The organism is Rhizobium sp. L43 (genome assembly GCF_002531725.1).
Classification (GTDB): Bacteria; Pseudomonadota; Alphaproteobacteria; order Rhizobiales; family Rhizobiaceae; genus Rhizobium.
Genome location: NZ_NWSQ01000013.1, coordinates 59,127 through 82,189, shown reverse-complemented (window position 1 = coordinate 82,189; position 23,063 = coordinate 59,127). Strand labels below are relative to the sequence as shown.

Genomic DNA, 23,063 nt, shown 5'->3' with positions numbered 1-23,063 from the left:
GCAGCGGTTTTGAGATAACGACATGCATAAATTAGAGAATTAAAGCGCGTTCGCGCTTTAAAGGCCCGGCTGCTTGATATCGGCGAGAATGCTGATGATAGTCTGCTTGCGGTCGAGATTATAGGCATCGGAAATGGTCAGCCGCTCGGTGATCTCCGAATAGAGCCGCGCCAGTCGCTCCGCAGCGGCGATCTGCCCCTCGCCTGCCGCCGCCCGCGCGCGGTTCATGATGTCGTCACCGACATGGCTGACGAAGAAATCGAAGATCGTGTCGCTTTCCCGGCCGGAAAGCGCGTCGGCCAGCCGATGCATCGCCTTGCGTGATGTCGGCCCCTCGGCCGACAGCATCTCGTCATAGGCGGCAATGATCTCGCCGCCGCCGTAGTTCAAGAGTTTCAGCGCCTCGCCGACGCTGCCCTTGGCGGCCGAAAGCACTGCCCCGCCCTCGCCTGCTATGCCGAGATGGTCAAGGGCGGCGACCAGCGCGTCGTCGGCAAGCGGCGCCAGTTTCAGCGGCAGGCAGCGCGAGCGGATGGTCGGCAGCAATCGCCCCGGCGCATGCGAGAGCACCAGGAACAGCGCCCGCTTCGGCGGTTCTTCCAGGATCTTCAGGATGGCGTTGGCCGCATTACGGTTCATGTCGTCGGCCGGGTCGATGATGACGATCCGCCAGTTGCCGGTGCCGGAGGTCTGCGAGAAAAATTTGCCGGCGCGGCGCACCTCGTCGACTGTTATCGCCGATTTCACCTTGCCGGTCTTTTCGTCGACCGGCCGGGCAAGGTGCAGGAGATTGTGCGAGGCGCCGGAGGCGATCTGCCGGCTGACGGCAGAGGCCGGATCCGGATCGCCGATCGTCTCCGGCGCCGTCTCGGGATCGGGATGCGAGAGCACATGATTGGCGAAGCGGAAGGCGAGCGTCGCCTTGCCGATGCCCTCGGGCCCCTCGATCAGGATGGCGTGGTGGCCCTTGCCGGATCGGTAGGATTGCGCCAGGAAGGCCTCCGCCTCCTCATGGCCGAACAGCCGGGTATTTTCGCCCGGCCAGATGGCGCCGTCGAGCAGTCCGGGTCTATCCTCACTCATGATGGCCTTCATTCATGATGGGCGGCTTCCGGCATGCGCGCACGGCCTGCGGGCGATAGCAGCTGTTTGACGATCGCCAGGATCTCGGCGGCGATCGCCTCCTCGGTCTGCATGGCATTGACCACGTGGCAGCGCTCCGGCTCGCGGGCGGCGATATCGAGAAAGGCCTCGCGCCGTTTCTCGTGGGTTTCGAGCCGCTCCTTCTCGAAGCGATCGGGAGCGTCGGCGGCGGCGCGCTTTTGCGCCCGCTCCAGCCCGATCTTGGCGGGGATGTCGAGGATCACGGTGCAATCCGGCATGACGCCGTTGATGGCGATGCGCTGCAGCGTCTCGATGAAATCGGGTTCGAGATTGCCGGTGATGCCCTGATAGACGCGGGAAGAATCCATGAAGCGGTCGCAGAGCACGATCTTGCCGGCGCCAAGCGCCGGCCGGATCACCTCTTCGACATGGTCGTTGCGCGCCGCCGCAAAGAGGATCGCTTCCATCCGCGTGCCGAAGGCTTCGGCAGCCCCTGACAAGAGCACGTGACGCACGGCCTCCGCCCCCGGCGATCCACCCGGTTCGCGCGTCACCAGCACGTCGTGACCTTCGCCCTTCAGCGCCGCGGCGAGGCGGCGGATCTGCGTGGATTTACCAGCGCCTTCCCCGCCTTCAAATGTAACGAACAATCCCATACCGGATGACAATGCCAACTTCCCGCATTCCAGGCGCCCCGCGTGCGCCCCACCTCTTCTATCTATCCGAAGATATCGGGGAGGAAAACCTTTCGCCGCGGCGACATATTCACCTTTCCCAGCAAAACGCATGGGAAGGCCTGCTGTTCAGCCGGGCGCCGACTTGTCCCAGAGCCAGGAGAAAAACAGCGATTCGCCGAGTTCCAGCATGGCGTCGACCGCCCGGCTGCTGAGCGAGCCCTCGCCGACGGCCTGCACGGTATAGAGCGGCACTTCCCTCAGCAGCCGGGACCCTGCGAAAATCCTGAGTGTGCCGGCCTGGGTATCCGGCTGCACCGGCGCCGTCAGCGGCCAGCGATAGACGATGCGCGCCGACAGCCGGTCGGGGTTGCTGATCGGGATATAGACGCTGACCGGCGCCTTGGCGACGAGATCGACGGTGCGCGCCGTGCCGCCATAGACGCTGGCGGCACCGATCACTTCCTTGTCGGCGAAGATCTGCCGGTTTTCGAAGGCCGTCAGCCCCCATTCCAGCACCCGCTTGGCCTCCTCCGTCCGCTCCTTGTCGGAGGCGATGCCGGCCAGCGCCAGAAACAGGCGCCGGCCGTCGCGTTCAACCGAAGCGACGATCGAATAGCCCTCGCCCTCGGTAAAGCCGGTCGCCAGCCCGTCGGCGCCGAGATCGAGCCCGAGTAGCGGGTTGCGGTTGCGCTGGAAGATCTTGTTCCACTCGAAATCCGGCTGGGCGAAATAGGGATAGAGGTTCGGATAGGACTGCTGCAGGGCCGTGGCCAGGATCACCATCTCGCGCGCCGTCACCTTGCTCTTTCCATCGGGAAGGCCGGTGGAATTGCCGAACTCGGCCTTCTCCATGCCGATCTCGCGGGCGCGCCGCGTCATCGACACGGCAAACTGCTGCTCGGTTCCGGCCATGCCTTCGGCGAGGATGATGCAGCTGTCATTGGCGCCCTGGATGGCGATACCCTTGATCAGGTCATCGACGCGCACACGCGATTTGAGGCTGGCAAACATCGTTGCCGTCCGCGACGGCGCACCGCCGGTTCGCCAGGCATATTCGGAAACCGGATATTCGGTATCGAGGCTGATCTGGCCCTTCGTCACCGCCTCGAAGACGAGATCCATCGTCATCAGCTTGGCGAGCGAAGCCGGCGAAAAGCCCTGATCCTCGTTCTTGGCGAGAAGCACCGTGCCGGTGGCAGCCTCGATCATATAGGCCTGCGCCGCCTTGGTGGCAAAACCGGCGGTACCGCTATCGGCTGCGAGTGCGCCGGTGGCGAGCGGCATGATGCATGCAAGCAGGCGAAGCAAAGGCTTCAGCATCAAGAATTCCCATCGATCAGGGGGGCGTATTTCAGAAGGTTAGAGCGAGAGGAAATCCGATGCAATTGCCGCGCTCAGCGCGCGGCGGATTTTGCCTGATGACGCTTGGCCGCGGCAAGGATCGACTGCTGCGTCAGCCCGTCATTGCGCACCATCACCGCGTCGAAGGCGAGATCGACGGTCACCGTCTTCACATCCTCGTTCTGGTAACCGAGCGCGAGAGAGCCGAGCGGCCGTTCGTAGGGCATGGGACCAATCTCCGGCAGCACGACCATCTGGTCGAAGGACGGCGCGGCATTGTTGACGGACGGTGCTGACGGCGCCACCAGAACATGAGCGGGCGCGGTTAGGGCGGGCGCTGCGGCGGGTGCCGCATTGTAGCGCGCGCTCGGCGTCGAACCGGCATAGGACGTCGCCGACATCGGCACCGGCACGTTGGCCGGCGTCTCATAATCTTCCGAACTCTGCAGCTGGTCGCGGGTGATCTTGCGGCTGTTGGAGGCGACCATCACGCCGGATGCGATCTGGCCTTCCGGATTGATGCCGGGAATGCGGCTGCCCTTCGGCACGTAGGAGGCCATCAGATAGGGCATGTCATGGCCGTCCATGCGGGCGCGGCCGACATATTGCACGCGCACCTTGCCGGTGCCGCTGTGCTGCAGATCCAGCATGTCGGCCGTCTTGTTGGACAGGTCGATGATGCGGCCTTCGTGATAGGGGCCGCGATCGTTGACGCGCACGATGACGGAGGAACCGCTTTCGAGATTGGTGACGCGCGCATAGCTCGGCAGCGGGAAGGTCGGATGCGCGGCGGAAAGGTGCATCTGGTCGTAGACTTCGCCGTTCGCCGTCAGGCGGCCATGAAAGGCCGAGCCATACCAGGAGGCGACGCCGACCTTGTTATAGGCGAAGTCTTCCTTCGGATAATACCACTTGCCCTTTACCTCGTAAGGATTGCCGACGATGTAGCGGCCGCCGCCCTTGGGGATATTGTTGCCGGTGGCAACCCGCGGGCTCGCCTTCACGCCATATTCGGATTCGGAGAAATATTCCTTGCCGTGGGATTTCTTCTTCGGCACCGCCTGTGTCGTGCCGCATGCCGCAACCGTCGCACACATCGCCGAGATCGCCAGCCACCGTGCTGTCGTTGCGAAAGACGCCGCCCCGTATCCCAATTTCATGTGCCCCACGCCGCTCAAAGATCGTTATGGTTAAGGAACTCTGCCCCATCCTGGGCCATTACGCCTTATCCCCGCCCGCCTAACGAGACTTTAATCTTGTTAAGTTCGTGGCAAATTTACGAAGGATTTCGCAGCGATAGCGACAATTCTAATGATTATGGTTTATAAATCACTAACGCGAACGTTGCCGCCCTGCCCCTCGTCGCCGTAATAAGGCCCTGACGCCTCGTGCCGATGCGGGGCATATGGTAAATCTGAACTCACTTGCGAATGCCCGAAAAGCCCAAATTGGCACAGGCCGGAGCGGCTTTCCCAAGCGGCGCGGCGCCACCTTGCCTCGCCCGGCGAAATAGCGCTAAGCATTCTCTGCGCAGGGTTGGGGGATTGCCATGGGCGGAATTTTTAAAAGCTTGATTTTGCTTGTTATAATGACCGTCTCATCGGCCGTCAGTGCCGCCGCGGAAGATTTCCCCGCCTATTGGCGCAAGACGATGACCAATGATCCCAGCACGAATTTCTATCTTGCCCAGGCCCTGAAGCCCTTACCGAACAAGGATGCCGAAACCATCAGAGTGCTCAGGCTGTCGCTGATCGCCGGCAGTTTGTGTCTCGGCGCCACCATTAATACGAGGACAGGCGAGGCCTTTCTGCAGCAGGCCGGATATCACCGCCTGCGCGGAAAGGCCTGGGACGAAGCCGCTTTCCTTGCGAACGATTGGTTCAAATACTTCAACTACCGCTCCCTCGCCCATCTCTGCGCCGGCATCGACTATATGTTCGGGCCGGAGGGAAAACTGGCGCCTAATCTGGTAAAACCCGGCAAGGGCGAGCCAAAGGGATCTTACGACCCTCTGGACTCCTACTACATGCGGCTTCCGCCCTTGCGCAAACCGAACGGCTAAGTCACGTCACCAATTGCCATATGGCGGATTGCGTATTTGACGCTTCGTGGCTGTATGGAACGAAATGCCCGCCGGGAGCTTTGAAGGTTTAGACCTTTGGAGGATCACCATGAATAATGAAACCATTCTGCAGCTCGACACGGTCAGCCAACAGTTGCACGCTCGATCTCGCGCGCTTTCCCAACCAGATAAAGACAACGACATCTCGATCCTGATGTCGGCACTCGCCGTGACGATGGAGGCGGTTCGTTCTCTTTGCGAGGATATGAACCAGCTCAACGGTCCGAAGGGCCTTGGATCCGACGGGGGCTAGCTGCCACTTCCCAAAGCCGTTGGAATTGCGTCTATGCGCAGCATTCCCTCCGGAATCACGCCAAGGGCGGGAACGACATGCGCGCCTCAAAGACCTTCAAAACGGTTCGCCAGCCAGTCTCTGAAAATCAGGGCGACCTTTCTGCGGTTCGGGGCACTTGGCGTTACCGCATAGAAACGCCTCCCTGTCTTCAGGGTGCGGTCAAGAGCAATGACGAGGCGGTTTTCTCGAAGGGGACGATCGATGAGAGGTCGCCAACCGAGCGCGATGCCTTCGCCATTTTCAGCGGCCTTCATCGCGACAAGGGAATCGTTAACCTGCAGCGATGTCGGCAAGGTCGGCGGAGCGCCGACGCCTGTAGCCCGCAACCAGTCGGCCCAACCGATCCTGAAGCGATACGGGTCAACGTAGTGTATAAGCCGATGGCACAGTATATCGCTGGCAAGTGACAGAGGCTTGCTCTTCGCCTGATAGACCGGGCTGCAAACAGGCAATATTTCCTCGTTCCACAGCGGAATGGCATCACAATCCGGCCAGTTCCCATCGCCGAGCCGAATATGGAACATCGATATTACTCGTCGTCATCGCTGGATCGCGGTCCAGGCATCTCAGGTCAATCATCAAGTCGGGATGGACTTGGCGAAATTCCGGCAGCAGCGGCATTAGCCACTCTGTCGCCATGACCGTCGAGGCGCTGATGACGAGGGTGTCTCGGCGAGGCATGCCGGCGATATCGTCAAGCGTTTCGGCGATCGACGCAAATCCTCCCGATACTGCCGAATAGAGGCGTTGGCCTTGCGTTGTCAGGCTTAGCGCCCGTCTTTCCCGGACGAAAAGGGCGTGGCCGAGAGACGACTCGAGTTGCCTGATCCCGTGGCTGACTGCGGGCTGAGTAATGGACAATTCCGTGGCGGCTTTCGAAAAATTCAGATACCTCGCCGCAGCCTCGAACAGGATCAGGCTGTGGAGGGAGGGAATTGACCGTCGTAACGACTGACTTTCATGACTCATGGTTTGAGTTCTTCGCCGTTCGAAAATTGCAGCGCACGGAATCCGTCACACGGTGCAAGACTGCGCACCGGCAAGAAGCGAACACCCTATCGTTAGCGTGGTCAACAAGCCTGGCGGGGGATCACCCACTCACCCGTCGGCCGATCCCACCTCGAAGGACTTTATCGATCCTGCCTCATACTTCCATGAATTTATTTGCCCTTTACGGCCTCACGCCCTCGCCGGACATTGTCGTTCACCCGCCACAACCCGACGTCGGGAGAACAGGCGACAACGACATAGGCCGTCACGGGAACAATTGAGATGCCAAACGATCCATTGCTCCAGCCTTTCCAACTCAAGCATTTGACACTCCGAAACAGGATGATGTCGACGGCGCACGAGCCGGGATACACTGAAGACGGCCTCCCGAAGGAGCGCTATCGTCTCTACCATTCGGAAAAGGCCAAAGGCGGAATAGCTATGACGATGATCGGCGGTTCGTCCGTCGTCGACATCGACAGTCCCCAGGCGTTCGGCAATATCCAGCTCCACAAAGACGAGTCCGTGAAGTGGCTTCGAGAGCTTGCCGACGACGTTCACGACCACGGCGCTGCCGTGATGATTCAAATCACTCACCTTGGAAGCCGAACCAACTGGAATAAAGGCGATTGGCTTCCGATAATCGATGCGTCCCACATCCAGGAGCCCGCGCATCGCGCCTATCCCAAGGCGATGGAGGATTGGGACTTCGAGCGCGTGATCACAGGGTATGCCGACAGTGCGGAGCGGGTCAAAGCGGCAGGGCTTGACGGTATCGAGCTTGAGTGCGCCTCGCATCTCATCGCGCATTTTTGGTCTCCGGCAACAAATAAGCGGGACGATGAATACGGTGGCTCGCTCGAGAACCGGATGCGCCTTGTGAACGATATTCTAACCGCCATCCGCAAGCGTATCGGCCACGAGTTCATCGTCGGCGTCCGTATGGTCTGCGATGAAGTTTGGGATAAAGGGCTCTCGCGCGACGAAGGGGTGGAGATTGCCCGTCGATTGAAGGCCAGCGGATTGATCGATTTCGTCAACGTCATTCGCGGCCACGTCTCAGAGGACGAGGCCTTGAGCCACGTGATTCCGAACATGGGAGCCGCATCTGCTCCCCATCTCGATTTCGCCGGAGAGGTTCGCCAGAATGTGAAGATACCGACCTTCCATGCGGCAAGAATTCAGGATGTGGCTACCGCACGGCACGCGATTGCGAGCGGCAAGCTTGACATGGTCGCCATGACACGCGCGCACCTTGCCGATCCTCACATCATCCGCAAGGTGACCGAAGGGAAGGAGGATCAAATTCGCCCCTGTGTCGGCATGGGGTTCTGCATCGACTCCATCTACCCCGCTGGCAACGCCACTTGCGTGCACAATGCGGCGACTGGTCGGGAGGGCAGCCTCGCGCATGTGATCAGGAAGACCAACGGGCCAATGCATAAGATTGTGGTCGTCGGAGCGGGACCGGGCGGTCTTGAGGCTGCACGGGTCGCGGCCGAGCGGGGCCACAAGGTCATGGTTTTTGAGGCTGGATCCAAAGCAGGCGGACAAATTCTAATAACCGCGGCACTGAAACGACGTCGCGAAATCCTTGGGATCGTGGACTGGCGCTTGTATGAATGCGAGCGCCTCGGCGTCGAATTCCACTACAATCGCTTCGTCGATGAGAGTGACGTTGTGGCAGAAGAACCCGACGTCGTCGTCGTTGCCACGGGCGGACTGCCTAATGTTGACTGTCTTGAGGAAGGACAGGAGCTTGCGACGACCAGTTGGGACATCCTCGGCGGAAGCGTTCAGCCCGCGAAAAATGTGCTGGTCTACGACGACAACGGTTCGCACCCCGCCATGACGATCGCTGAGTTTCTGGCCGACGCGGGCTCGAATCTTGAAGTTGTCACGCCTGCACGAACCCTTGCGCCGGACATCGGGGCAACGAGCTACCCCGCCTATTTCCGTGCCCTCAACAAAGCAGGCGCAAAGTTCACCCTGAACTTGCGCATTGAGCGCCTCCAACGTCGCGGAAACAGGATCGCAGTCATATTTTTCGACGAGTATTCTAAGGTCTGCGTCGAAAAAGAAGTGGACCAGGTTGTCGTCGAAAGCGGGACGAAGCCGATGGACGAACTCTATTTCTCGCTCAAGCCGCTCTCCCGGAACCAAGGTGAAATCGATTACCGGGCTTTCATAGCGGGCAAGCCGCAAGTTGTTGTCAATAATCCCGGGGGCAAGTTTCAGCTATTTCGGATTGGCGATGCGGTCGCAAGCAGGAACATCCACGCGGCCATATACGACGCGCATCGATTCATGGCCGCGGTTTGATCAAGGCCGCAGGGTTGAAATCCCGCCAGGCAGTTCGATTTCGGCCAGTCCTCCACTGATCGATCTTAAAGGCATACGCAAGTCAAGGCACGCATGAAGTCCCGAAAGATGTAGGCCCCGCCCCGTCTGCAAGGTCATGGCCATGATGGCTAGGAGCAGACTCGGTGATCTGATTGCAGGAATTGCGCGCAGGGATGACCCCTCGCCGCGTAATTATGAAGGCCAGGCCGACCGCTGGTGTTTCATGAAAAGGGGAACGAAAACTAGGAGAAAAAAATGATGACGTTGTGGAAAATGCTTTGTGCCGCGGCCATGTTCGGAATGACCATGCTGCCCGCGCACGCGGAAGAAAAGACAATCACCATTGGCACGATGCAGTGGGAAGATCTGGGAGCGATCAGCGGTGTCACCAAGAAGGCGCTGGAAGATTCCGGCTACACCGTCAAGGTCGTGTCGTTCTCCGAATGGGGCATCGCCTATGCCGCTCTCAGCAAGGGCGATATCCAGATTCTCGCCTCGCTGACAGACTACGTTGCACAGGACTATTGGGATAAGAACAAGAAGAAGCTGGAGAAGATATCGCCGGTTTCGTTTGGCCTGTACCAGGCTATTGCGGTTCCGAATTATGTGCCGATCGACTCAATGGAGCAGTTGAATGCCAACGCTGACAAGTTCAGCGGCAAGATCGTCGGTATCGAACCGGGTTCAGGCCTGATGCGCGATGCCGCCAACTCCGTCAAAGCCTATGACCTCAAGCTACAGCTTGTCGAAGGCAGCACGGCTGCGATGACGGCTGAATTGAAGTCGGCCATCGACCGAAAGGAATGGATTGCTGTGACGCTCTGGGAGCCATCGTGGATGATACAGAAGTACCCGGTCAAGTTTCTGAATGACCCGAAGGCGATATTCCCGCTGGCGCAGACCTACAACTGGATAGCCAAGAGCGGCTTCTCCGCCGAAAACCCGCATGCGCGCGAAGTCATCGCCAGCGTATATCTCCCACTAGCAGATATCACCGCGATCGCCGGCGCGGTCGCCGATGGCAAGACAATGGACGAGGCAGTTAAGGGCTGGACCGACACTCATGCCGACCTCTTGAAGCGCTGGGAAAACATCAAGTCGAAGTAACTCTTAACGGCCGGGCCACCGAGCGATCGGCGGCCCGGCCTGGACTTTACCTGGAGTCGCGGAGGGCTCGCTGGCATTGGGCCGCTGCTTATGCTGCCGGTGGCCGATACCGAACCGACTTCGCCTTTTCCAAGGCTTCGATCGTATCCTCGACGCTGAGGAGGACGGTGGTCTCCATGGATCTGAGCGCGCCGCCTGCGCCGATTGCCAGCGCGACCGCCGCCATCGATACGTTGTCAGGCGCCTCCCACAGATTCCAACCGTCATGCTCGCCAAAGGCGTACCAGAACCCATGGAGCTTTCCGCCCACCGATTCAATGTAGGTCCGAGCCGCCGCCCGGCGATCTTCGGGGTTTTCGATCATGCGCGCCCACGTCTCGGGCGTGTAACTGAAACGCGTGAGATACATGGCCATGGCTTGCGTCCTCCGCCAGAACAAAACAGTAAACGCTCAAGCCCGGGAGAACGCCAGTTATTTCCATTGTGCGGACCGGGCCTGTCTGCCCGGTTCATTCGCAAAACGGCGATCATCGAAGATGCCGGCAAATGCTGCAGAGCACGTTGACGCTGCTATCAAAGCTGCTAAAAAGCCAGCCATCGAATGATTGGGTCGCAGATCGGCGGCAATGGCCGGTTCGCAGAAATCGACAGACTGTGGATTTCTGAAACCTTTTCAATCGGATGGAAGAGTGTCCGAGTGGTTTAAGGAACCGGTCTTGAAAACCGGCGTGCGGGAAACCGTACCGTGGGTTCGAATCCCACCTCTTCCGCCAGTTCCCATTGTCCCACGAGAACAGGACGTAGCTTAGTCAGCCCTCTAGCTGACCACTGCTTTCCGTGAGAATCTTCACCAGACATTCCTTCACGATCTGAACCCTCTGTATCCGACCAGCCTGATCCTGCACGAGAAGCCACAGGTCGAGGATCAGCCTGGGGATGTCTGTGAGCACGGGCACCAACTCGGTTCGGTTTGCGGCAAAACACGGCAGAACCGCAATGCCGAGGCCGCTTTCGACGGCGGTCAACTGGGCGGTGAACGAGCTCAGCCGCATGGCCGGCTGCAGGTCGGGGAAAAGCTCGTCCAGCCACACCGACATCGAGAGATAACGCAGCTCCTCGCTCCATCCGATCATCCGGTGAGATTGCAGATCTCGGTCATTCGACGGCTGGCCATGGGTCTCCACATAATCCCGATTGGCATAGAGGCCGAACGCGACTTTGCCGACGCTGCGCATTCGGTAGCTGCCCCGCTCCGGTGGAACGATCCGAAGGACGATATCGGATTGCTGGGTGGCGAGTTGTACGGGCCGGACGCTGGAGCGGATGTCGAGCTGGATGCCGGGATAGTCCTGCAGGAAGCCCGCCAGATTGGGGAGCAGGAACTGCTGGCCGAGCAGCTCGGGCGCGTCGATACGGACGACGCCCGAGAGCGTGTCGCTGCTGTCCTTGGCCGATCGTTCGAAAGCCTTCAAGGACGTCTCGGCCTGTTCGGCCGGCCTCTGCAGCTTCATCCCGGCCTCGGTCAGTTCATATCCGTCGAAATGATGCCGAAATAACGACAGTCCCAACGCCTGCTCGAGGGCGATGATCCGGCGGGAGACCGTTGAGGTGCTCACGCCCAATCGGCGTGACGCCGCGCTGAGCGATCTCGACTCGGCGACGGCGAGAAAGAATTTTAGGTCATTCCAGTCCATGCGTCTTTCCATTTTTGGAATGACGGTTGCCCAAATCGGCAATCGCCTACTGCGCCTGATTTGATATGATCGGGACTGCAGCGGCAAGGGAAATCGCCGCCGCCGCTGGATTTCCAAGTCTTAGAGTTTCCAAATTTGGTATGGCCGATTCTCAAACGGCCCAACAGGCGTGAGGCTTGTCACTATGATCGTTCAAGCTTGTATCAACGGTGCGCGCCCGAGCGGTTTTCACCCGCTCCTTCCCCTGGCAATCGATGCCGCCCCGGTCGCCGCCGCCGCGGCGATCTTCAGCGGCCAATCGCACTGACCCGATGGCGAATTTTTTTCTCCGTCGTCGGGTCAGCCTGATCCGGTCGACCTATCGCTCCCACGAGGCAACCATGACAATTGCAATAGACACTTTCCGCTTTTCAGAATTCGGCGCACCTGATGTTCTGCGTCGGGAAACCATAGAACTCACCGCGCCGGCTGCCGGCGAAATCCAGATAAAACACCTGGCCATCGGCGTCAACTATATCGACGTCTACCATCGCAAGGGCGTCTTTGCGGCACAGCTTCCCTTGCCGAGCGGGCTGGGCGTGGAAGGGGTCGGTATCGTCACCGCTCTTGGCGATGGCGTCGGCAATTTCAAAATCGGTGACCGCGTCGCCTATGTCGGCGGTCCGCCGAACGGCTATTCCACACATCGAAACCTGCCCGCGGCACGCGCTTTGCCGGTGCCGGAGGCGCTGGACAGCGAAACCGTCGCCGCCCTGGTGTTCAAGGGGCTGACGGTCGAATACCTGATCCATCGCTGCGTGCCGGTGACCAAAGGCGACACCGTCCTCTTCCACGCCGCGGCAGGCGGCGTCGGCTCGATCGCCACCCAATGGCTGAAGCATCTCGGCGCCACCGTGATCGGCACCGTCGGCTCGGAGGAAAAGGCCGAGATCGCCCGCGCAAACGGCTGCGACCACACGATTATCTATAGCAGGGAAGATTTCAAAGCCCGGGTTGCCGAGATCACCGGCGGCAAGGGCGTGCGCGTCGTCTACGACTCCGTCGGCGCCGATACCTTTGCCGGGTCGCTGGAGTGCCTCAGCCCGCGCGGCACACTGGTCAGCTTCGGGGAAGCCTCCGGCCCGGTCGCGCCTTTGAATGTGGCGTCGCTCGGCGCTAAGGGTTCGCTGTTCGTCACCCGTCCGTCCATCGCGCACTACACGGCCGATCGCGGCCAGTATGAGGCGGCAGCCAGGAATCTCTTCGCCGCCATCGAGGCCGGTATCGTCAAGGCGCCGAACCTGTCGAAGTACAAGCTCAGCGATGCGGTCAAGGCGCATGAGGACATGGAAGCCCGCCGCACCCGCGGTTCGATCATCCTCATTCCCTGACGCACCTGCCCCGATGCCCTCGCAATATCAAAGGAGAAGTCGATGCCGAAAACCATCGTGGCGCCTGAGGGAATCGGCGAGCCGATCGCGCCCTATTCGCCCGGCGTGCTTGCCGATGGCGTGCTCTATGTCTCGGGTACGTTAGCCCTAGATGCGAACAACGACGTCGTGCATCCGGGCGATGCCGGCGCTCAGACCCGCCATGTGCTGGAGACCATCAAGTTGGTGATCGAAACCGCCGGCGGCACGACGGAAGATGTGACGATGAACCATATCTTCATCAGCGACTGGGCGAATTACCAGGCCGTCAACAAGGCCTATGCGGAATATTTCCCCGGTGACAAACCCGCGCGCTACTGCCTCCAATGCGGCCTCGTGAGGCCGGATGCGCTGATCGAAATCGCGACCGTCGCTCATATAGGGATATAGGCGGGAGATTGCGGCGCGTGAGAGCCCTCACGAGAGGTACGCGTATATCAGGACGCCGACGGAACCCCAGAAGATAAGCGGCGTAAATATCATTCCCGCAACGAAAATCTTTGTCACTGCAAACTCCGCAACTCCGTTCATGCCGCAAACCTATTGCAGTGACGTGGGTTTGCCATGGGCATAAAGTCCGGGATAGATCGGGCCTTGGTCTGAGTTTTGCAGGAATGCTACAGCGCCATCCGCATGGAGGCGATCATTGCCTAGCGGCCAGCCGCTCGATGAAGCGCTCCTTTCGAGCATGGAGTTCACGGATCGAATGCAGGCGGTGGGTGAAATCGGCCGTGCTGCCATTTTGTTCGGCAATTGTCTTCAGGTCGGCGAGGAGGTTGGCGGCCGCGTCATAGCCGGAAGCGTTGCGCCGCGCGATCTCGATCTCGACCTCGCGCCAGACTGCATCGCCCCGTTGTATGATCGCGTTGAGCCGGGCGCGGCGGGCGCTAGCCTCTTTCTCCTCCTGCCGCTTTCTTTCTGCCGCAAGCCGCTCGTTCTCCTCGCGTTTGCGGATATCGCAAATCGCGCCGGCACGGGCTCGCAGGTCCGCGGCCGTATGCGTGGCGGCTGCAGAACTCGCGCTAGGAAGGCTCCGGGCGCTTTTCCGCAACTCGCTTGCCACATACGGATCGCCCTCGATCAGACGGACAAGCATCTCCGTCTTCTCTTTGTCGGGCAAGGCGGTGACGAACCGCCGGACGGCATCCGACGCCATGGGGCCGCTCAATGTCGTCTCCGCGGGGCGTTCGGCGGCGGCCGCAACGAGGTCGGCATCGAGACCGAAGAACTGCGCGAAGGCTTCAAGCTCACCGGTCATCGGGCCTATCCCGGGCAGCGGCGCCACCTCCTCCGGCCCGAGCGTTTCCGCTTGGACCGCCATCAGCCACAGCAGATAGAAGAGCCTGAGATCACCGCCGAGCACAGCGGTGCGCAACGGTGTCAGCGCCGCGAGCCAACCCGATCCGTCTTCACTGTCATCCTCTGGTTCCTCCTCCTCGTATACGATGTCGAGGATCAGGTTTTCGCCCGAGGGGGTGAGCTCGACACCATCGACCTCGCGGAGAAATCCGTCGAAGCGTTGCAGGTCGACGAGTCGCTTTGGAAAGCGGATCATCAGGCGCCGCGTCCCCCAGTTCGCGAGATAGAGGTGCATGTCGAACCAGCGTTCCATGAGGTGGGCCGGGTCACCCTTGAAGTCGCCCCACTCGTAGGAATTGGTGAAGCTTGTGGAGGTGATCCGCGCCCGCGTCGATAAATCCCGAAGGGACTGGCGATCTGCCTCGTTGAGGGGGCGGTCGATCGCTTGGAATTCGTAGTATTGATATTCGCTCATGGCCGTGGTGATCGAGATTTCATCGTGGATGAAGGCGGTTCCAGTCTGCGATCCCGCCTTGATCAGACCGGATGCAGCACGCCGTGAGTTTCGAGGATTCGCAGCGTCTCGGCAAGCGTTACCCCGGAATGAGCCAGCAGATGTCGAACCTGTCTCGATCGTCCCGTTCGTAATGGTTGACTATGCCGTGTCGCCATGATTTCCCGTCCGGGATCATCAAAAGAGGACATCATGGCCGACGACATCATTGTAAAAGACAGCAACGGAAGCCAGCTTCACGACGGCGATTCCGTAACCCTGATCAAGGATCTCAAGGTCAAGGGAACCTCGGAGACGCTGAAGCGTGGAACGCTGGTGAAGGGCATTCGCCTGACCGACAATCCCGGTGAGATTGAGTGCAGCACCAAGCAGGTCAAAGGCCTGGTGCTGAAAACCGAGTTTTTGAAGAAGGCATAGAGCCACCTCGCCGCATCAATCGCCCTCCTGCGGCACTTCCTCGGTGATCACCTCGAAACGGGCGAGCGTTGCCGGGCCGAAAGCCGTCGACATTGCGACATCGGTGGCGTCGCGGCCGGTCGCCATCAATATTCTGCCGATGCGCGGCGTGTTGTGGCGGGCATCGACCGTATGCCAGTGGCCGCCGAGGAAGATCTCGAACCAGGCGCTGAAATCCATCGGATTGGGATCGATCGGAACGCCGATATCGCCGAGATAACCGGTGCAATATCGCGCCGGGATATTCATGCATCGGCAAAGCGCGATGGCGAGATGGGCAAAGTCGCGGCAGACGCCGGCTTTGTCGATGAAGCCGCCATGCGCGGTCCGCAGGAGGTCGGCCTTCAGGTAGTCGAAGGTGATGTGGTCATGGACGAAATCGCAAATCGCCTGGACGCGCGCCCAGCCGAGCGGCGTCGACGAGAAGGTTGCCCAGGCGAAATCGGCAAGCCTGTCGGTGTCGCAATAGCGGCTGCCGAGCAGGAAGACGAGCACCTCGTCCGGCAAGTCGTTGATCGCGTGCTGGACGGCATCTTCGGGAACGACGTCGGGCTGGCCGCTGTCGTAGATCTCGAACTCCGTAGAGATCGTCGTCATGCCCGCCGGGGCGACGATCCGGCTGCAGGCATTGCCGAATCCATCGGTATATTCCCAGGCCTCGATCGCCCGGTCGAATGTCAGGACCTGCTCGCTGAGAAGATCGGCGCGGCGGGAAGGATGAATATTGAGAACGAGCAGCATCGGTGTCGGCTGTATGCATTCATAGCCCAGATGAAACCCGGCGCGTATCTTCATTGTGGCTTCCCTATCGCGGCTCCGCATGTGCGGAGGTGAGTATGGAACGTTGATCGCGCTACCCGGTTCCCGCAAGGGCAACTGTCACCCTGCGGAGACTTGTGGTGATCCGAGATTGCCTCGGAGATAATCGAAATTACCTCGGAGGTAATCCAGGATTACCTCGGAGGCAATCGTGATTGCCTCGTGGTGACGTTGACCTGCACCGTCATGCTGTCGAAATCCGCTCCATCGCCGTCATAGCTGCCGCTCAGCGGCACGGCCTGGCGCGGATCGCGGGCGACTGCGACACGAATGAGATCGCGGTTGCCGACGATCCCATTGGTCGGATCGAATTCCGCCCAGCCGGCGCCGGGAAGATAAATCTGGCACCATGCATGGGTGGACCCGCCGCCGAGCACGGTCGAGCCGTCCCGGTCGGGAACATAGACATAGCCGGTGACAAAGCGCGCCGCGAGGCCGAGGACGCGTGCCGCCTCCATCATCAGCAGCGCGAAATCCCGGCAGGTGCCGGAGCGAAGCTGCAAAGTCTGCAGCGGCGTCTGGGTTCCGTGCTCCATCCGGCGCTGATAGACGAAGCTTTCCCGAATGGCGTAACAGAGGGTCATCAGCAGATGCCCGGTCTCCGTCGGGCGTCCCCGGCGCAAGAACTGGCGCGCCCAGCGTCCGACCTCATCGTTGGGGTCGGGATAATGGCGCTGCATCGCCGGCGTCAGATCGGCAATCTCGTCCTTGTCGTAGGAGAATGGATAAGTGAGCGCCTGGTCGTCCACCTTGAGATCCAGGGCGACATGGGGCGTATGATCGAGGGTGATCCAGGTTTCGAAACGAAGCTCGGACGCCGGCCTCGAAATATCGACGAGCGCCACGCAATTGCCGAAAACATCGTGGATCCAGCGCACATGACTTTCCTCTGGATAGATCGTCAACGACGCTTCGATCAGCCGTTGGTCGAAACTGTCGCGCGGCCGGAACATCAACCGATGCTCGCCGAAATCGACCTCCCTGACGTAGCGATAGGAGGTGATGTGGCGGACGGAGAAAATCGTCATCGGCCGCCGTCCGATAATCTGTTCACGGTGCTTCTCCAAGGCGGCGGCGCCGCCTCTCCTCTGCGAAAGCGCCCTGCCCGCTTCCCCGCTCATCCCGATTTCTTGTCATATAAGCACATTCGAAAGATTGCTATTCTACATCAACCGATCGACGGCAGAGCCGTCCAACCTAAGAGGATAACATGCATATCATCTGGGACGTTCTGACACTTCTGCTGACAATCGGCTCGCTCTATGGCGGTCGCGAATACCGGATTATTCGCGCCCGTGCCCGCGCTCAGAACTGGGGCAATTTCTGATTCTTCGATAGACTGGTCGCATGGCCTCGCTGCCGGAAGAGCGCCGGTCGCGGATACGTCGAATGACGTAAAGCCATGCGCTTCAGCAAGTGCTTCATTAGCTGAGACGGCGTCAATCCGTCCATTCTCCTGTGATTGCAAGCCCGCCTCACCCCAGGCGGGCTTTTTTCGTCGTAATTCTTCTATCGCGCGTATCTTTCTGGCGCCTGCCTCACTTCTTGGCGCCTGCCGAAAGCACCCGGTGTGTCGCATTGTCCATTGCGTGGCTCGCCTCCTGTCCATCCTTCTTCAGCCCGTATGCGGTATTGCCGCAGCCGGACAGGGTGAGCAGGCAGATGCAGGCGATGGCGATTGCAGCTTTTGACATCAGGTGTTCCCTCGGATCGAATGGCTTCTGAATAAAATGATGCGCTTCGCGCCAAAATCAATCCGTCGAAGCCGGCATGAATCGAATGGGCGACGGATTAATCCGCTGGAAAAATGCCGCGAACTATTGAAGTGTAGTCACCCGAGGCATTGCTTGCCATCGCTTTCGGTCGCAGCTTTTCAAGGCAAGAAAAACATTCACAAGTCATCTCTCCCGTAATCTGCTCAAGTTATTCGAGTATATGTCTTTCCGTCTCGCAAAATAACAGGTGTGTCGTTTCGATACTTTAAGTTTTACTCAAATGCAGTTACTTAACTATTTATTAGTAATAACCTTGCGCAGCGGCCACTTGAGTTTATTCTTTTCTCAAAGGGGAGAGAAAAGAATGTTTGACAAAAGCCTGATCATGCCTGTCGGCTTCGCAATGCTCGCCATATCAGGCCTCCTGTTCCAGCTGGCTGTTTACGCGCTGGAGACGCCGGTCACCCAGTTGCACCCGTAAGCCGCTTTAAATTCTGCCAGGAGTGGAATTTCCTTCCGTTTCATGCATTGTTTCGAGTCGGTTTACCAGGAGGGAGCTAACCATGGAAAACGCAGGTGTAGGTTGGATTGCAGCCATCATAATCGGTGGCATCGCCGGATGGCTGGCGGAAAAGGCCATGAGCAGCAACATGGGCTTGCTCATGAACATATTGCTCGGCATCGTCGGCGCCATTGTCGCCAACTGGATCCTGGGTTTCTTGCACATCCAGCCGCTTGCCGGTTGGCTGGGTTATCTGATCACCGGTTTCGTCGGCGCCTGCATTCTGATTTTCGTCGGCCGCCTCATCCGCCGCTGACCCCGGTCGCGCCAGCTGGCCCGGTCGCGCCAGCGGACCCGGTAGCGATAGCTGGCCATCGAAACACCAGAAGCCGGGCAATTAGGGCGCCCGGCTTTTCATTGTCCTGAAGTCTTTCTCAGCGACGGCTCAGCAGCCCGAAAACATAGGCGATGCCTGCCGTCACCGCGAGGGCGATCAGCGGTTCTTCGCGAACCTTGTCGCGCAACTGTTCCGTCATCAGCGACGCCTCGTCGGTCACCGCCGATTTTGCCCCTTGCCCGAGCGCGACCACGCTTTCCGTCAGCCGGGAGAGATCGTTGCGAAGGGCTGCGACCTGCGCCGACAGGTCGTCTGCTGCCATATCAGCCTTGACGCGCGCAGCGGTGGATTCGGCGGAAGCGGTTTTCAATTCTGCCATGGTCTGCTCCTGTTTCATGGATGCCGTTTCAACGAAATGGCGGCCCGAAAGGTTCCGCCGCAACCGATCTTTTGTTCGCCACAAAGCCGCCTCGGCCGAGCGGCAGGCTTGTGCAGCTTTTCGCATGACAAACCCTTCATTTCCTGTCGGGTTTGTTTTAAGGAACGTCGAATGTCCGCCCGCGCGCGGCTCTAATGAATACTGCGAGGTTTGCGTTTCGATGTTCCATATCCTGAGAAGAGCTGCTCAGACCTGGGTTGCCAAGCTGCTCCTGCTTCTGCTCGTCGTCTCCTTCGGCGCCTGGGGCGTGTCGCATCAGTTGTTAACGGGCGGCAACAGCACCACGGTCGTGACCGTCGGCGATCAGCATGTGGACGTCAACGAATTCCACCTCGCCTATCAGCGCCAGGTGGCAAGCCTCGGCCAGCAGTTCGGCATGCGCCTCACTCCGGAACAGGCCCGCGCTTTCGGCGTCGAACAGCAGGTGCTCGCCCAGCTCGTCGCCGGCGCCTCGCTCGACCAGCTCGCCGAAGACATGAACCTCGGCCTGTCCGAGGATCGCCTCGCCCAGCTGATTGCCGACGATCCGGCTTTCAAGGCCGTCAACGGCAAGTTCGACCGTGAGCTCTTCATCTCGCGCCTGCGCAATGCCAATATCCGCCAGGACGATTACATCAAGGAGCGCAGCAAGGTCGCCGTCCGCAGCCAGGTCGTCGATGCCATCTCGAACGGCTTCACCGCCCCGAAGACGCTGGTCGACGCCCTGAAGCTCTATGGCGATGAAAGCCGCAGCATCGACTATCTCCTGCTCACCAACGCCAATATCGAGCCGATCAAGGCGCCTGCCGACGATGTGCTGGCGACGTGGTTCGATGGCGTCAAGCAGCGCTACCAGGCGCCTGAGTACCGCAAGCTCGTCTATCTCAAGCTGCAGCCCGCCGATATCGCCGACGCCGCGACCGTCACCGACGACCAGATCCACGAAGCCTTCGACAAGAGCAAGGATACTTACCGCACGCCGGAAAGCCGCACCATCGAGCAGCTGACCTTTGCCAGCAAGGATCTTGCCGCCGCCGCCGAAACGGCGCTGAAGGGCGGCACCAGCTTCGACCAGCTGGTCACCGATCAGGGCAAAACGGCAAGCGATGTGCTGCTCGGCGAATTTACCAAGGACAAGGTTCCCGACCAGGCCGTTGCCGATGCGGCGTTCGCGGTGTCGCGTGATGGCGGCACGACGCCTGTCGTCGAAGGCTCCTTCGGCTCCGTCATCCTGCGCATCACCAACATCAAGCCGGAAACGGTCAAGAATTTCGACGAGGTGAAGGAAGACATCCGCAAGCAGCTGGCGCTCACCAATGCCTCTCAGGAAGTGATCAACGTTCATGACCGCATCGAGGATCTGCGCGCTGGGGGTTCCACGCTCGAGGATATCGCCGGCCAGTTGAAGCTCCAGGCCGTGACCGTCGACGCTGTCGATATGACCGGCGCCGACAAGGACGGCAAAGAGGTCAAGGATATCCCTGTCAAGCAGCAGTTGCTCGGCGAAGCCTTCAAGACCGAGGTCGGCGTCGATGCGCCGCCGCTGCCGATCGGCAATGACGGCTATGTCTGGTTCAACGTCCGGGAAATCACGCCGACCCGCGAGCGCCCGGTCGCCGAGGTGCGCGAAAAGGCGGTCGAGGACTGGACGGCGGAACAGCAGAAAGCCGAACTCGCCAAGAAGGCCGACGAATTGAAGGCCGCGGCAGCCAAGGGCACCGCGCTTGCCGATATCGCCACGCCACTCGGCATCGCCGTTGAAAGCAAGAGCGGCGTTACCCGCTCCACCGATGATCCGGTGCTTGGCCGTGCCGCCGTCACCGCCGCCTTCTCCGGGCCCATCGATACGGTTGCGAGCGCTGTCGGCGCCGATCCCTCGACGCAGATCCTAATGAAGGTCACCGAGGTCAACAGCCAGCCGACCGGCGACGTGCTGAACAACCGCGATGCCCAGATCACCGCCATGGCCAATGCCGCCGGCGACGATATTCTCGATCAGATGGTCAACCTGCTGCAGACGCAGTATGGCGCTCAGATCAACCAGACGCTCGCCGAACAGGCAACGACCCGCTAGGAGGCTTTATGACCGATCTGAAGCCGTTCCTGGCCAAGGCCGCAAGCCGTGAGCCGCTGACGCGTGACGAGGCTCGCGCCGCCTTCGACATCCTGATGTCGGGCCAGGCGACGCCCTCGCAGATCGGCGGCTTCCTGATGGCGCTGCGCGTGCGCGGCGAAACCGTCGACGAGATCGTCGGCGCCGTCACCGCGATGCGCGCGAAAATGCTGGCCGTCGAGGCGCCGGCCGATGCGATCGACATCGTCGGCACCGGCGGCGATGCCAGCGGCACTTACAATATCTCGACGCTGGCGGCGCTGATCGTCGCCGGGGCCGGTGTCCCCGTCGCCAAGCACGGCAACCGGGCGCTGAGTTCGAAATCGGGCGCGGCCGACAATCTGGCCGCCCTCGGCGTCAAGCTCGACGTCAGCCCCGAGATCATCTCCCGCTGCATCACGGAGGCCGGCGTCGGCTTCATGTTCGCACAGATGCATCATTCCGCCATGCGCCATGTCGGCCCGTCCCGGGTCGAACTCGGCACGCGCACGATCTTCAACCTGCTCGGCCCCCTCTCCAATCCGGCCGGCGTCCGCCGCCAGCTGCTCGGCGTCTTCTCGCCGCAATGGCTGGTGCCGCTCGCCGAAGTCATGCGCGATCTCGGCTCCGAATGCGTCTGGGTGGTCCATGGCGACGGTCTCGACGAGATCACCACCACCGGCATCACGAAAGTCGCCGCCCTCGAAGACGGCAAGATCCGCACTTTCGAACTGTCGCCCGCCGATTTCGGCGTCAGCCCCTGCGTGCTCGCCGACATCAAGGGCGGTGATGGTGTCGCCAACGCCGCCGCGCTTCGCGAGGTCCTCGGCGGCGCAAAGAATGCCTATCGCGACGTCTCGCTCGCCAATGCCGCCGCCTCACTGGTTATCGCCGGCAAGGCGGAGACGATCCGCGACGGCATGACGCTGGCCGCGCGGTCGCTGGATAGTGGCGCCACCGCGCTCGCTCTCGACAAACTCATCGCCGTTTCCAACGATATCGACTAGGATTGGCCGATGACTGATATCCTGAAGAAGATCGAACTCTATAAGCGCGAAGAAATCGCCGCCGCCAAGGCTGCCGTGTCGCTTGCCGACCTGAAGGCGATGCAGGCCGGCCAGTCCGCCCCGCGCGGTTTTCACAAGGCGCTCGTTGCCAAGGGGGAAGCCGGCCATTTCGGTCTGATCGCCGAGATCAAGAAGGCGAGCCCGTCCAAGGGGCTGATCCGTCCGGATTTCGATCCGCCGGCGCTGGCAAAAGCCTATGAGGCCGGTGGCGCGGCATGCCTTTCCGTGTTGACCGACACACCGAGCTTTCAGGGTGCGCCGGAATTTCTGACGGCAGCGCGGGCCGCCTGTGCTCTGCCCGCCCTGCGCAAGGACTTCATGTTCGAGACCTATCAGGTCCATGAGGCGCGCGCCTGGGGTGCCGACTGCATTCTGCTGATCATGGCGTCGCTGACCGATGACGATGCCGAGCGGCTGCAGGACGAAGCTTTCTCGCTCGGCATGGATGTGCTCGTCGAGGTTCACGACGCGCCTGAGATGGACCGTGCGCTGAAGCTCTCCTCGCCGCTCCTCGGCATCAACAACCGCAATCTGCGCACCTTCGAGGTCAGCCTGACGGTCAGCGAGACGCTGGCTGATATGGTTCCGGCCGACCGGTTGCTCATCGGCGAAAGCGGCATCTTCACCCATGCCGATTGCAAACGCCTGCAGGCCGTCGACATCAATACTTTCCTTGTCGGCGAGAGCCTGATGCGCAAGGACGATGTGGCGGCCGCCACCCGCGCGCTGCTCTTTGGCGAAGCCGCCATCGCGGCCGAATGA

Annotated in this window: 24 protein-coding genes and 1 tRNA gene; 12 read left to right on the top strand and 13 right to left on the bottom strand. The window is 60.5% G+C overall.

The genetic code is table 11. The features are described 5' to 3' along the window. Nucleotides 1-57 precede the first annotated feature (57 nt). The 4 genes from CO667_RS18370 to CO667_RS18355 form a co-directional block, all read right to left on the bottom strand. Nucleotides 58-1,083 (bottom strand): DNA polymerase III subunit delta', encoded by a 1,026-nt coding sequence (locus CO667_RS18370; RefSeq protein WP_097619832.1) that lies wholly within the window; start codon nt 1,081-1,083, stop codon nt 58-60. Nucleotides 1,084-1,091: 8 nt separating this feature from the next. Beyond that, the gene (gene tmk, locus CO667_RS18365; RefSeq protein WP_097619720.1) at nt 1,092-1,772 is read right to left on the bottom strand and encodes a dTMP kinase; all 681 of its coding nucleotides are present in this window, start codon (nt 1,770-1,772) and stop codon (nt 1,092-1,094) included. A gap of 135 nt (nt 1,773-1,907) precedes the next feature. After that, nucleotides 1,908-3,101, bottom strand: coding sequence for a D-alanyl-D-alanine carboxypeptidase family protein (locus CO667_RS18360; RefSeq protein WP_097619719.1), 1,194 nt, complete (start codon nt 3,099-3,101; stop codon nt 1,908-1,910). Between the two features lie 74 nt (nt 3,102-3,175). Continuing rightward, the gene (locus CO667_RS18355) at nt 3,176-4,282 is read right to left on the bottom strand and encodes a septal ring lytic transglycosylase RlpA family protein (RefSeq protein ID WP_097619718.1); all 1,107 of its coding nucleotides are present in this window, start codon (nt 4,280-4,282) and stop codon (nt 3,176-3,178) included. Between the two features lie 428 nt (nt 4,283-4,710). Here CO667_RS18355 and CO667_RS18350 point away from each other — a divergent pair, with 428 nt between their 5' ends. Further along, the gene (locus CO667_RS18350) at nt 4,711-5,184 is read left to right on the top strand and encodes a hypothetical protein (protein WP_245433150.1); all 474 of its coding nucleotides are present in this window, start codon (nt 4,711-4,713) and stop codon (nt 5,182-5,184) included. Between the two features lie 109 nt (nt 5,185-5,293). Then, complete coding sequence (locus CO667_RS18345) at nt 5,294-5,497, top strand: hypothetical protein (protein ID WP_028758513.1); 204 nt, start codon at nt 5,294-5,296, stop codon at nt 5,495-5,497. 86 nt (nt 5,498-5,583) lie between these two features. Here the strand turns inward: CO667_RS18345 and CO667_RS18340 are convergent, their stop codons facing one another. Together CO667_RS18340 and CO667_RS18335 are read right to left on the bottom strand one after the other, a co-directional pair. Continuing rightward, entirely contained in the window at nt 5,584-6,063 is a 480-nt protein-coding gene (locus CO667_RS18340; protein ID WP_097619716.1) for a LysR substrate-binding domain-containing protein, read from the bottom strand. Next, nucleotides 6,020-6,508 carry a LysR family transcriptional regulator gene (locus CO667_RS18335; RefSeq protein WP_097619715.1) on the bottom strand — a complete coding sequence of 163 codons (489 nt, stop codon included), beginning with the start codon at nt 6,506-6,508 and terminating at the stop codon, nt 6,020-6,022. The genes CO667_RS18340 and CO667_RS18335 overlap by 44 nt, the downstream gene beginning before the upstream one ends. Nucleotides 6,509-6,811: 303 nt before the next feature. On the opposite strand from CO667_RS18335, the gene CO667_RS18330 reads away from it, so the two are divergent. Both CO667_RS18330 and CO667_RS18325 read left to right on the top strand, forming a co-directional pair. Further along, nucleotides 6,812-8,851 carry an NADH:flavin oxidoreductase gene (locus CO667_RS18330; RefSeq protein ID WP_097619714.1) on the top strand — a complete coding sequence of 680 codons (2,040 nt, stop codon included), beginning with the start codon at nt 6,812-6,814 and terminating at the stop codon, nt 8,849-8,851. A 276-nt stretch (nt 8,852-9,127) separates the two neighbouring features. After that, nucleotides 9,128-9,979 carry a glycine betaine ABC transporter substrate-binding protein gene (locus CO667_RS18325; protein ID WP_097619713.1) on the top strand — a complete coding sequence of 284 codons (852 nt, stop codon included), beginning with the start codon at nt 9,128-9,130 and terminating at the stop codon, nt 9,977-9,979. An 88-nt stretch (nt 9,980-10,067) separates the two neighbouring features. On the opposite strand, the gene CO667_RS18320 is transcribed toward CO667_RS18325, so the two are convergent. After that, entirely contained in the window at nt 10,068-10,394 is a 327-nt protein-coding gene (locus tag CO667_RS18320; RefSeq protein ID WP_179874179.1) for a GYD domain-containing protein, read from the bottom strand. Nucleotides 10,395-10,662: 268 nt separating this feature from the next. Here CO667_RS18320 and CO667_RS18315 point away from each other — a divergent pair. Further along, a tRNA-Ser gene (locus tag CO667_RS18315) sits at nt 10,663-10,752 on the top strand. Nucleotides 10,753-10,788: 36 nt separating this feature from the next. Here CO667_RS18315 and CO667_RS18310 read toward each other — a convergent pair. After that, nucleotides 10,789-11,673 (bottom strand): LysR family transcriptional regulator, encoded by an 885-nt coding sequence (locus CO667_RS18310; RefSeq protein ID WP_097619712.1) that lies wholly within the window; start codon nt 11,671-11,673, stop codon nt 10,789-10,791. Nucleotides 11,674-12,053: 380 nt separating this feature from the next. On the opposite strand from CO667_RS18310, the gene CO667_RS18305 reads away from it, so the two are divergent. After that, nucleotides 12,054-13,043 (top strand): quinone oxidoreductase, encoded by a 990-nt coding sequence (locus CO667_RS18305; protein ID WP_097619830.1) that lies wholly within the window; start codon nt 12,054-12,056, stop codon nt 13,041-13,043. A gap of 42 nt (nt 13,044-13,085) precedes the next feature. After that, nucleotides 13,086-13,472, top strand: coding sequence for a pyrimidine utilization protein C (gene rutC, locus CO667_RS18300; protein WP_097619711.1), 387 nt, complete (start codon nt 13,086-13,088; stop codon nt 13,470-13,472). A gap of 253 nt (nt 13,473-13,725) precedes the next feature. On the opposite strand, the gene CO667_RS18295 is transcribed toward rutC, so the two are convergent. Next, nucleotides 13,726-14,856 carry a hypothetical protein gene (locus CO667_RS18295; protein WP_097619710.1) on the bottom strand — a complete coding sequence of 377 codons (1,131 nt, stop codon included), beginning with the start codon at nt 14,854-14,856 and terminating at the stop codon, nt 13,726-13,728. Between the two features lie 231 nt (nt 14,857-15,087). Here CO667_RS18295 and CO667_RS18290 point away from each other — a divergent pair, with 231 nt between their 5' ends. Next, on the top strand, nt 15,088-15,312 hold the full coding sequence (locus CO667_RS18290; RefSeq protein ID WP_003559525.1) for an alkylphosphonate utilization protein: 225 nt from the start codon (nt 15,088-15,090) through the stop codon (nt 15,310-15,312). A gap of 15 nt (nt 15,313-15,327) precedes the next feature. On the opposite strand, the gene CO667_RS18285 is transcribed toward CO667_RS18290, so the two are convergent. The 3 genes from CO667_RS18285 to CO667_RS18275 form a co-directional block, all read right to left on the bottom strand. Next, on the bottom strand, nt 15,328-16,146 hold the full coding sequence (locus CO667_RS18285) for a transglutaminase family protein (protein ID WP_097619709.1): 819 nt from the start codon (nt 16,144-16,146) through the stop codon (nt 15,328-15,330). A gap of 158 nt (nt 16,147-16,304) precedes the next feature. Beyond that, nucleotides 16,305-17,198, bottom strand: coding sequence for a transglutaminase family protein (locus CO667_RS18280; RefSeq protein WP_097619708.1), 894 nt, complete (start codon nt 17,196-17,198; stop codon nt 16,305-16,307). Nucleotides 17,199-17,708: 510 nt separating this feature from the next. After that, a complete protein-coding gene (locus CO667_RS18275) occupies nt 17,709-17,864 on the bottom strand; it encodes a hypothetical protein (protein WP_018495827.1) in 156 nt (51 codons plus the stop codon). Nucleotides 17,865-18,448: 584 nt separating this feature from the next. Here CO667_RS18275 and CO667_RS18270 point away from each other — a divergent pair. Continuing rightward, on the top strand, nt 18,449-18,703 hold the full coding sequence (locus CO667_RS18270; RefSeq protein ID WP_097619707.1) for a GlsB/YeaQ/YmgE family stress response membrane protein: 255 nt from the start codon (nt 18,449-18,451) through the stop codon (nt 18,701-18,703). Nucleotides 18,704-18,821: 118 nt separating this feature from the next. On the opposite strand, the gene CO667_RS18265 is transcribed toward CO667_RS18270, so the two are convergent. Next, nucleotides 18,822-19,103, bottom strand: a complete 282-nt coding sequence (locus CO667_RS18265) for a hypothetical protein (protein ID WP_097619829.1) — start codon at nt 19,101-19,103, stop codon at nt 18,822-18,824. A 220-nt stretch (nt 19,104-19,323) separates the two neighbouring features. On the opposite strand from CO667_RS18265, the gene CO667_RS18260 reads away from it, so the two are divergent. From CO667_RS18260 to trpC, 3 genes are read left to right on the top strand one after another with little or no spacing between them, the layout of a single operon-like run. Further along, entirely contained in the window at nt 19,324-21,216 is a 1,893-nt protein-coding gene (locus CO667_RS18260) for a SurA N-terminal domain-containing protein (RefSeq protein WP_097619706.1), read from the top strand. Nucleotides 21,217-21,224: 8 nt separating this feature from the next. Further along, nucleotides 21,225-22,241, top strand: a complete 1,017-nt coding sequence (gene trpD, locus CO667_RS18255; protein ID WP_097619705.1) for an anthranilate phosphoribosyltransferase — start codon at nt 21,225-21,227, stop codon at nt 22,239-22,241. 9 nt (nt 22,242-22,250) lie between these two features. Then, nucleotides 22,251-23,063, top strand: coding sequence for an indole-3-glycerol phosphate synthase TrpC (gene trpC, locus CO667_RS18250; RefSeq protein ID WP_097619704.1), 813 nt, complete (start codon nt 22,251-22,253; stop codon nt 23,061-23,063).

Bases quoted from the DNA above. Each gene is read 5' to 3' on its own strand.
- CO667_RS18330 (WP_097619714.1), top strand. From the start codon at position 6,812: ATGCCAAACGATCCATTGCTCCAGCCTTTCCAACTCAAGCATTTGACA.
- CO667_RS18280 (WP_097619708.1), bottom strand. From the start codon at position 17,198: ATGACGATTTTCTCCGTCCGCCACATCACCTCCTATCGCTACGTCAGG.
- CO667_RS18345 (WP_028758513.1), top strand. From the start codon at position 5,294: ATGAATAATGAAACCATTCTGCAGCTCGACACGGTCAGCCAACAGTTG.
- CO667_RS18320 (WP_179874179.1), bottom strand. From the start codon at position 10,394: ATGGCCATGTATCTCACGCGTTTCAGTTACACGCCCGAGACGTGGGCG.
- CO667_RS18355 (WP_097619718.1), bottom strand. From the start codon at position 4,282: ATGAAATTGGGATACGGGGCGGCGTCTTTCGCAACGACAGCACGGTGG.
- CO667_RS18370 (WP_097619832.1), bottom strand. From the start codon at position 1,083: ATGAGTGAGGATAGACCCGGACTGCTCGACGGCGCCATCTGGCCGGGC.
- CO667_RS18305 (WP_097619830.1), top strand. From the start codon at position 12,054: ATGACAATTGCAATAGACACTTTCCGCTTTTCAGAATTCGGCGCACCT.
- CO667_RS18290 (WP_003559525.1), top strand. From the start codon at position 15,088: ATGGCCGACGACATCATTGTAAAAGACAGCAACGGAAGCCAGCTTCAC.
- CO667_RS18360 (WP_097619719.1), bottom strand. From the start codon at position 3,101: ATGCTGAAGCCTTTGCTTCGCCTGCTTGCATGCATCATGCCGCTCGCC.
- CO667_RS18325 (WP_097619713.1), top strand. From the start codon at position 9,128: ATGATGACGTTGTGGAAAATGCTTTGTGCCGCGGCCATGTTCGGAATG.
- CO667_RS18295 (WP_097619710.1), bottom strand. From the start codon at position 14,856: ATGAGCGAATATCAATACTACGAATTCCAAGCGATCGACCGCCCCCTC.
- CO667_RS18285 (WP_097619709.1), bottom strand. From the start codon at position 16,146: ATGAAGATACGCGCCGGGTTTCATCTGGGCTATGAATGCATACAGCCG.
- CO667_RS18335 (WP_097619715.1), bottom strand. From the start codon at position 6,508: ATGAGTCATGAAAGTCAGTCGTTACGACGGTCAATTCCCTCCCTCCAC.
- CO667_RS18310 (WP_097619712.1), bottom strand. From the start codon at position 11,673: ATGGACTGGAATGACCTAAAATTCTTTCTCGCCGTCGCCGAGTCGAGA.
- CO667_RS18350 (WP_245433150.1), top strand. From the start codon at position 4,711: ATGACCGTCTCATCGGCCGTCAGTGCCGCCGCGGAAGATTTCCCCGCC.
- rutC (WP_097619711.1), top strand. From the start codon at position 13,086: ATGCCGAAAACCATCGTGGCGCCTGAGGGAATCGGCGAGCCGATCGCG.
- CO667_RS18275 (WP_018495827.1), bottom strand. From the start codon at position 17,864: ATGTCAAAAGCTGCAATCGCCATCGCCTGCATCTGCCTGCTCACCCTG.
- trpC (WP_097619704.1), top strand. From the start codon at position 22,251: ATGACTGATATCCTGAAGAAGATCGAACTCTATAAGCGCGAAGAAATC.
- CO667_RS18265 (WP_097619829.1), bottom strand. From the start codon at position 19,103: ATGGCAGAATTGAAAACCGCTTCCGCCGAATCCACCGCTGCGCGCGTC.
- trpD (WP_097619705.1), top strand. From the start codon at position 21,225: ATGACCGATCTGAAGCCGTTCCTGGCCAAGGCCGCAAGCCGTGAGCCG.
- CO667_RS18340 (WP_097619716.1), bottom strand. From the start codon at position 6,063: ATGTTCCATATTCGGCTCGGCGATGGGAACTGGCCGGATTGTGATGCC.
- CO667_RS18270 (WP_097619707.1), top strand. From the start codon at position 18,449: ATGGAAAACGCAGGTGTAGGTTGGATTGCAGCCATCATAATCGGTGGC.
- CO667_RS18260 (WP_097619706.1), top strand. From the start codon at position 19,324: ATGTTCCATATCCTGAGAAGAGCTGCTCAGACCTGGGTTGCCAAGCTG.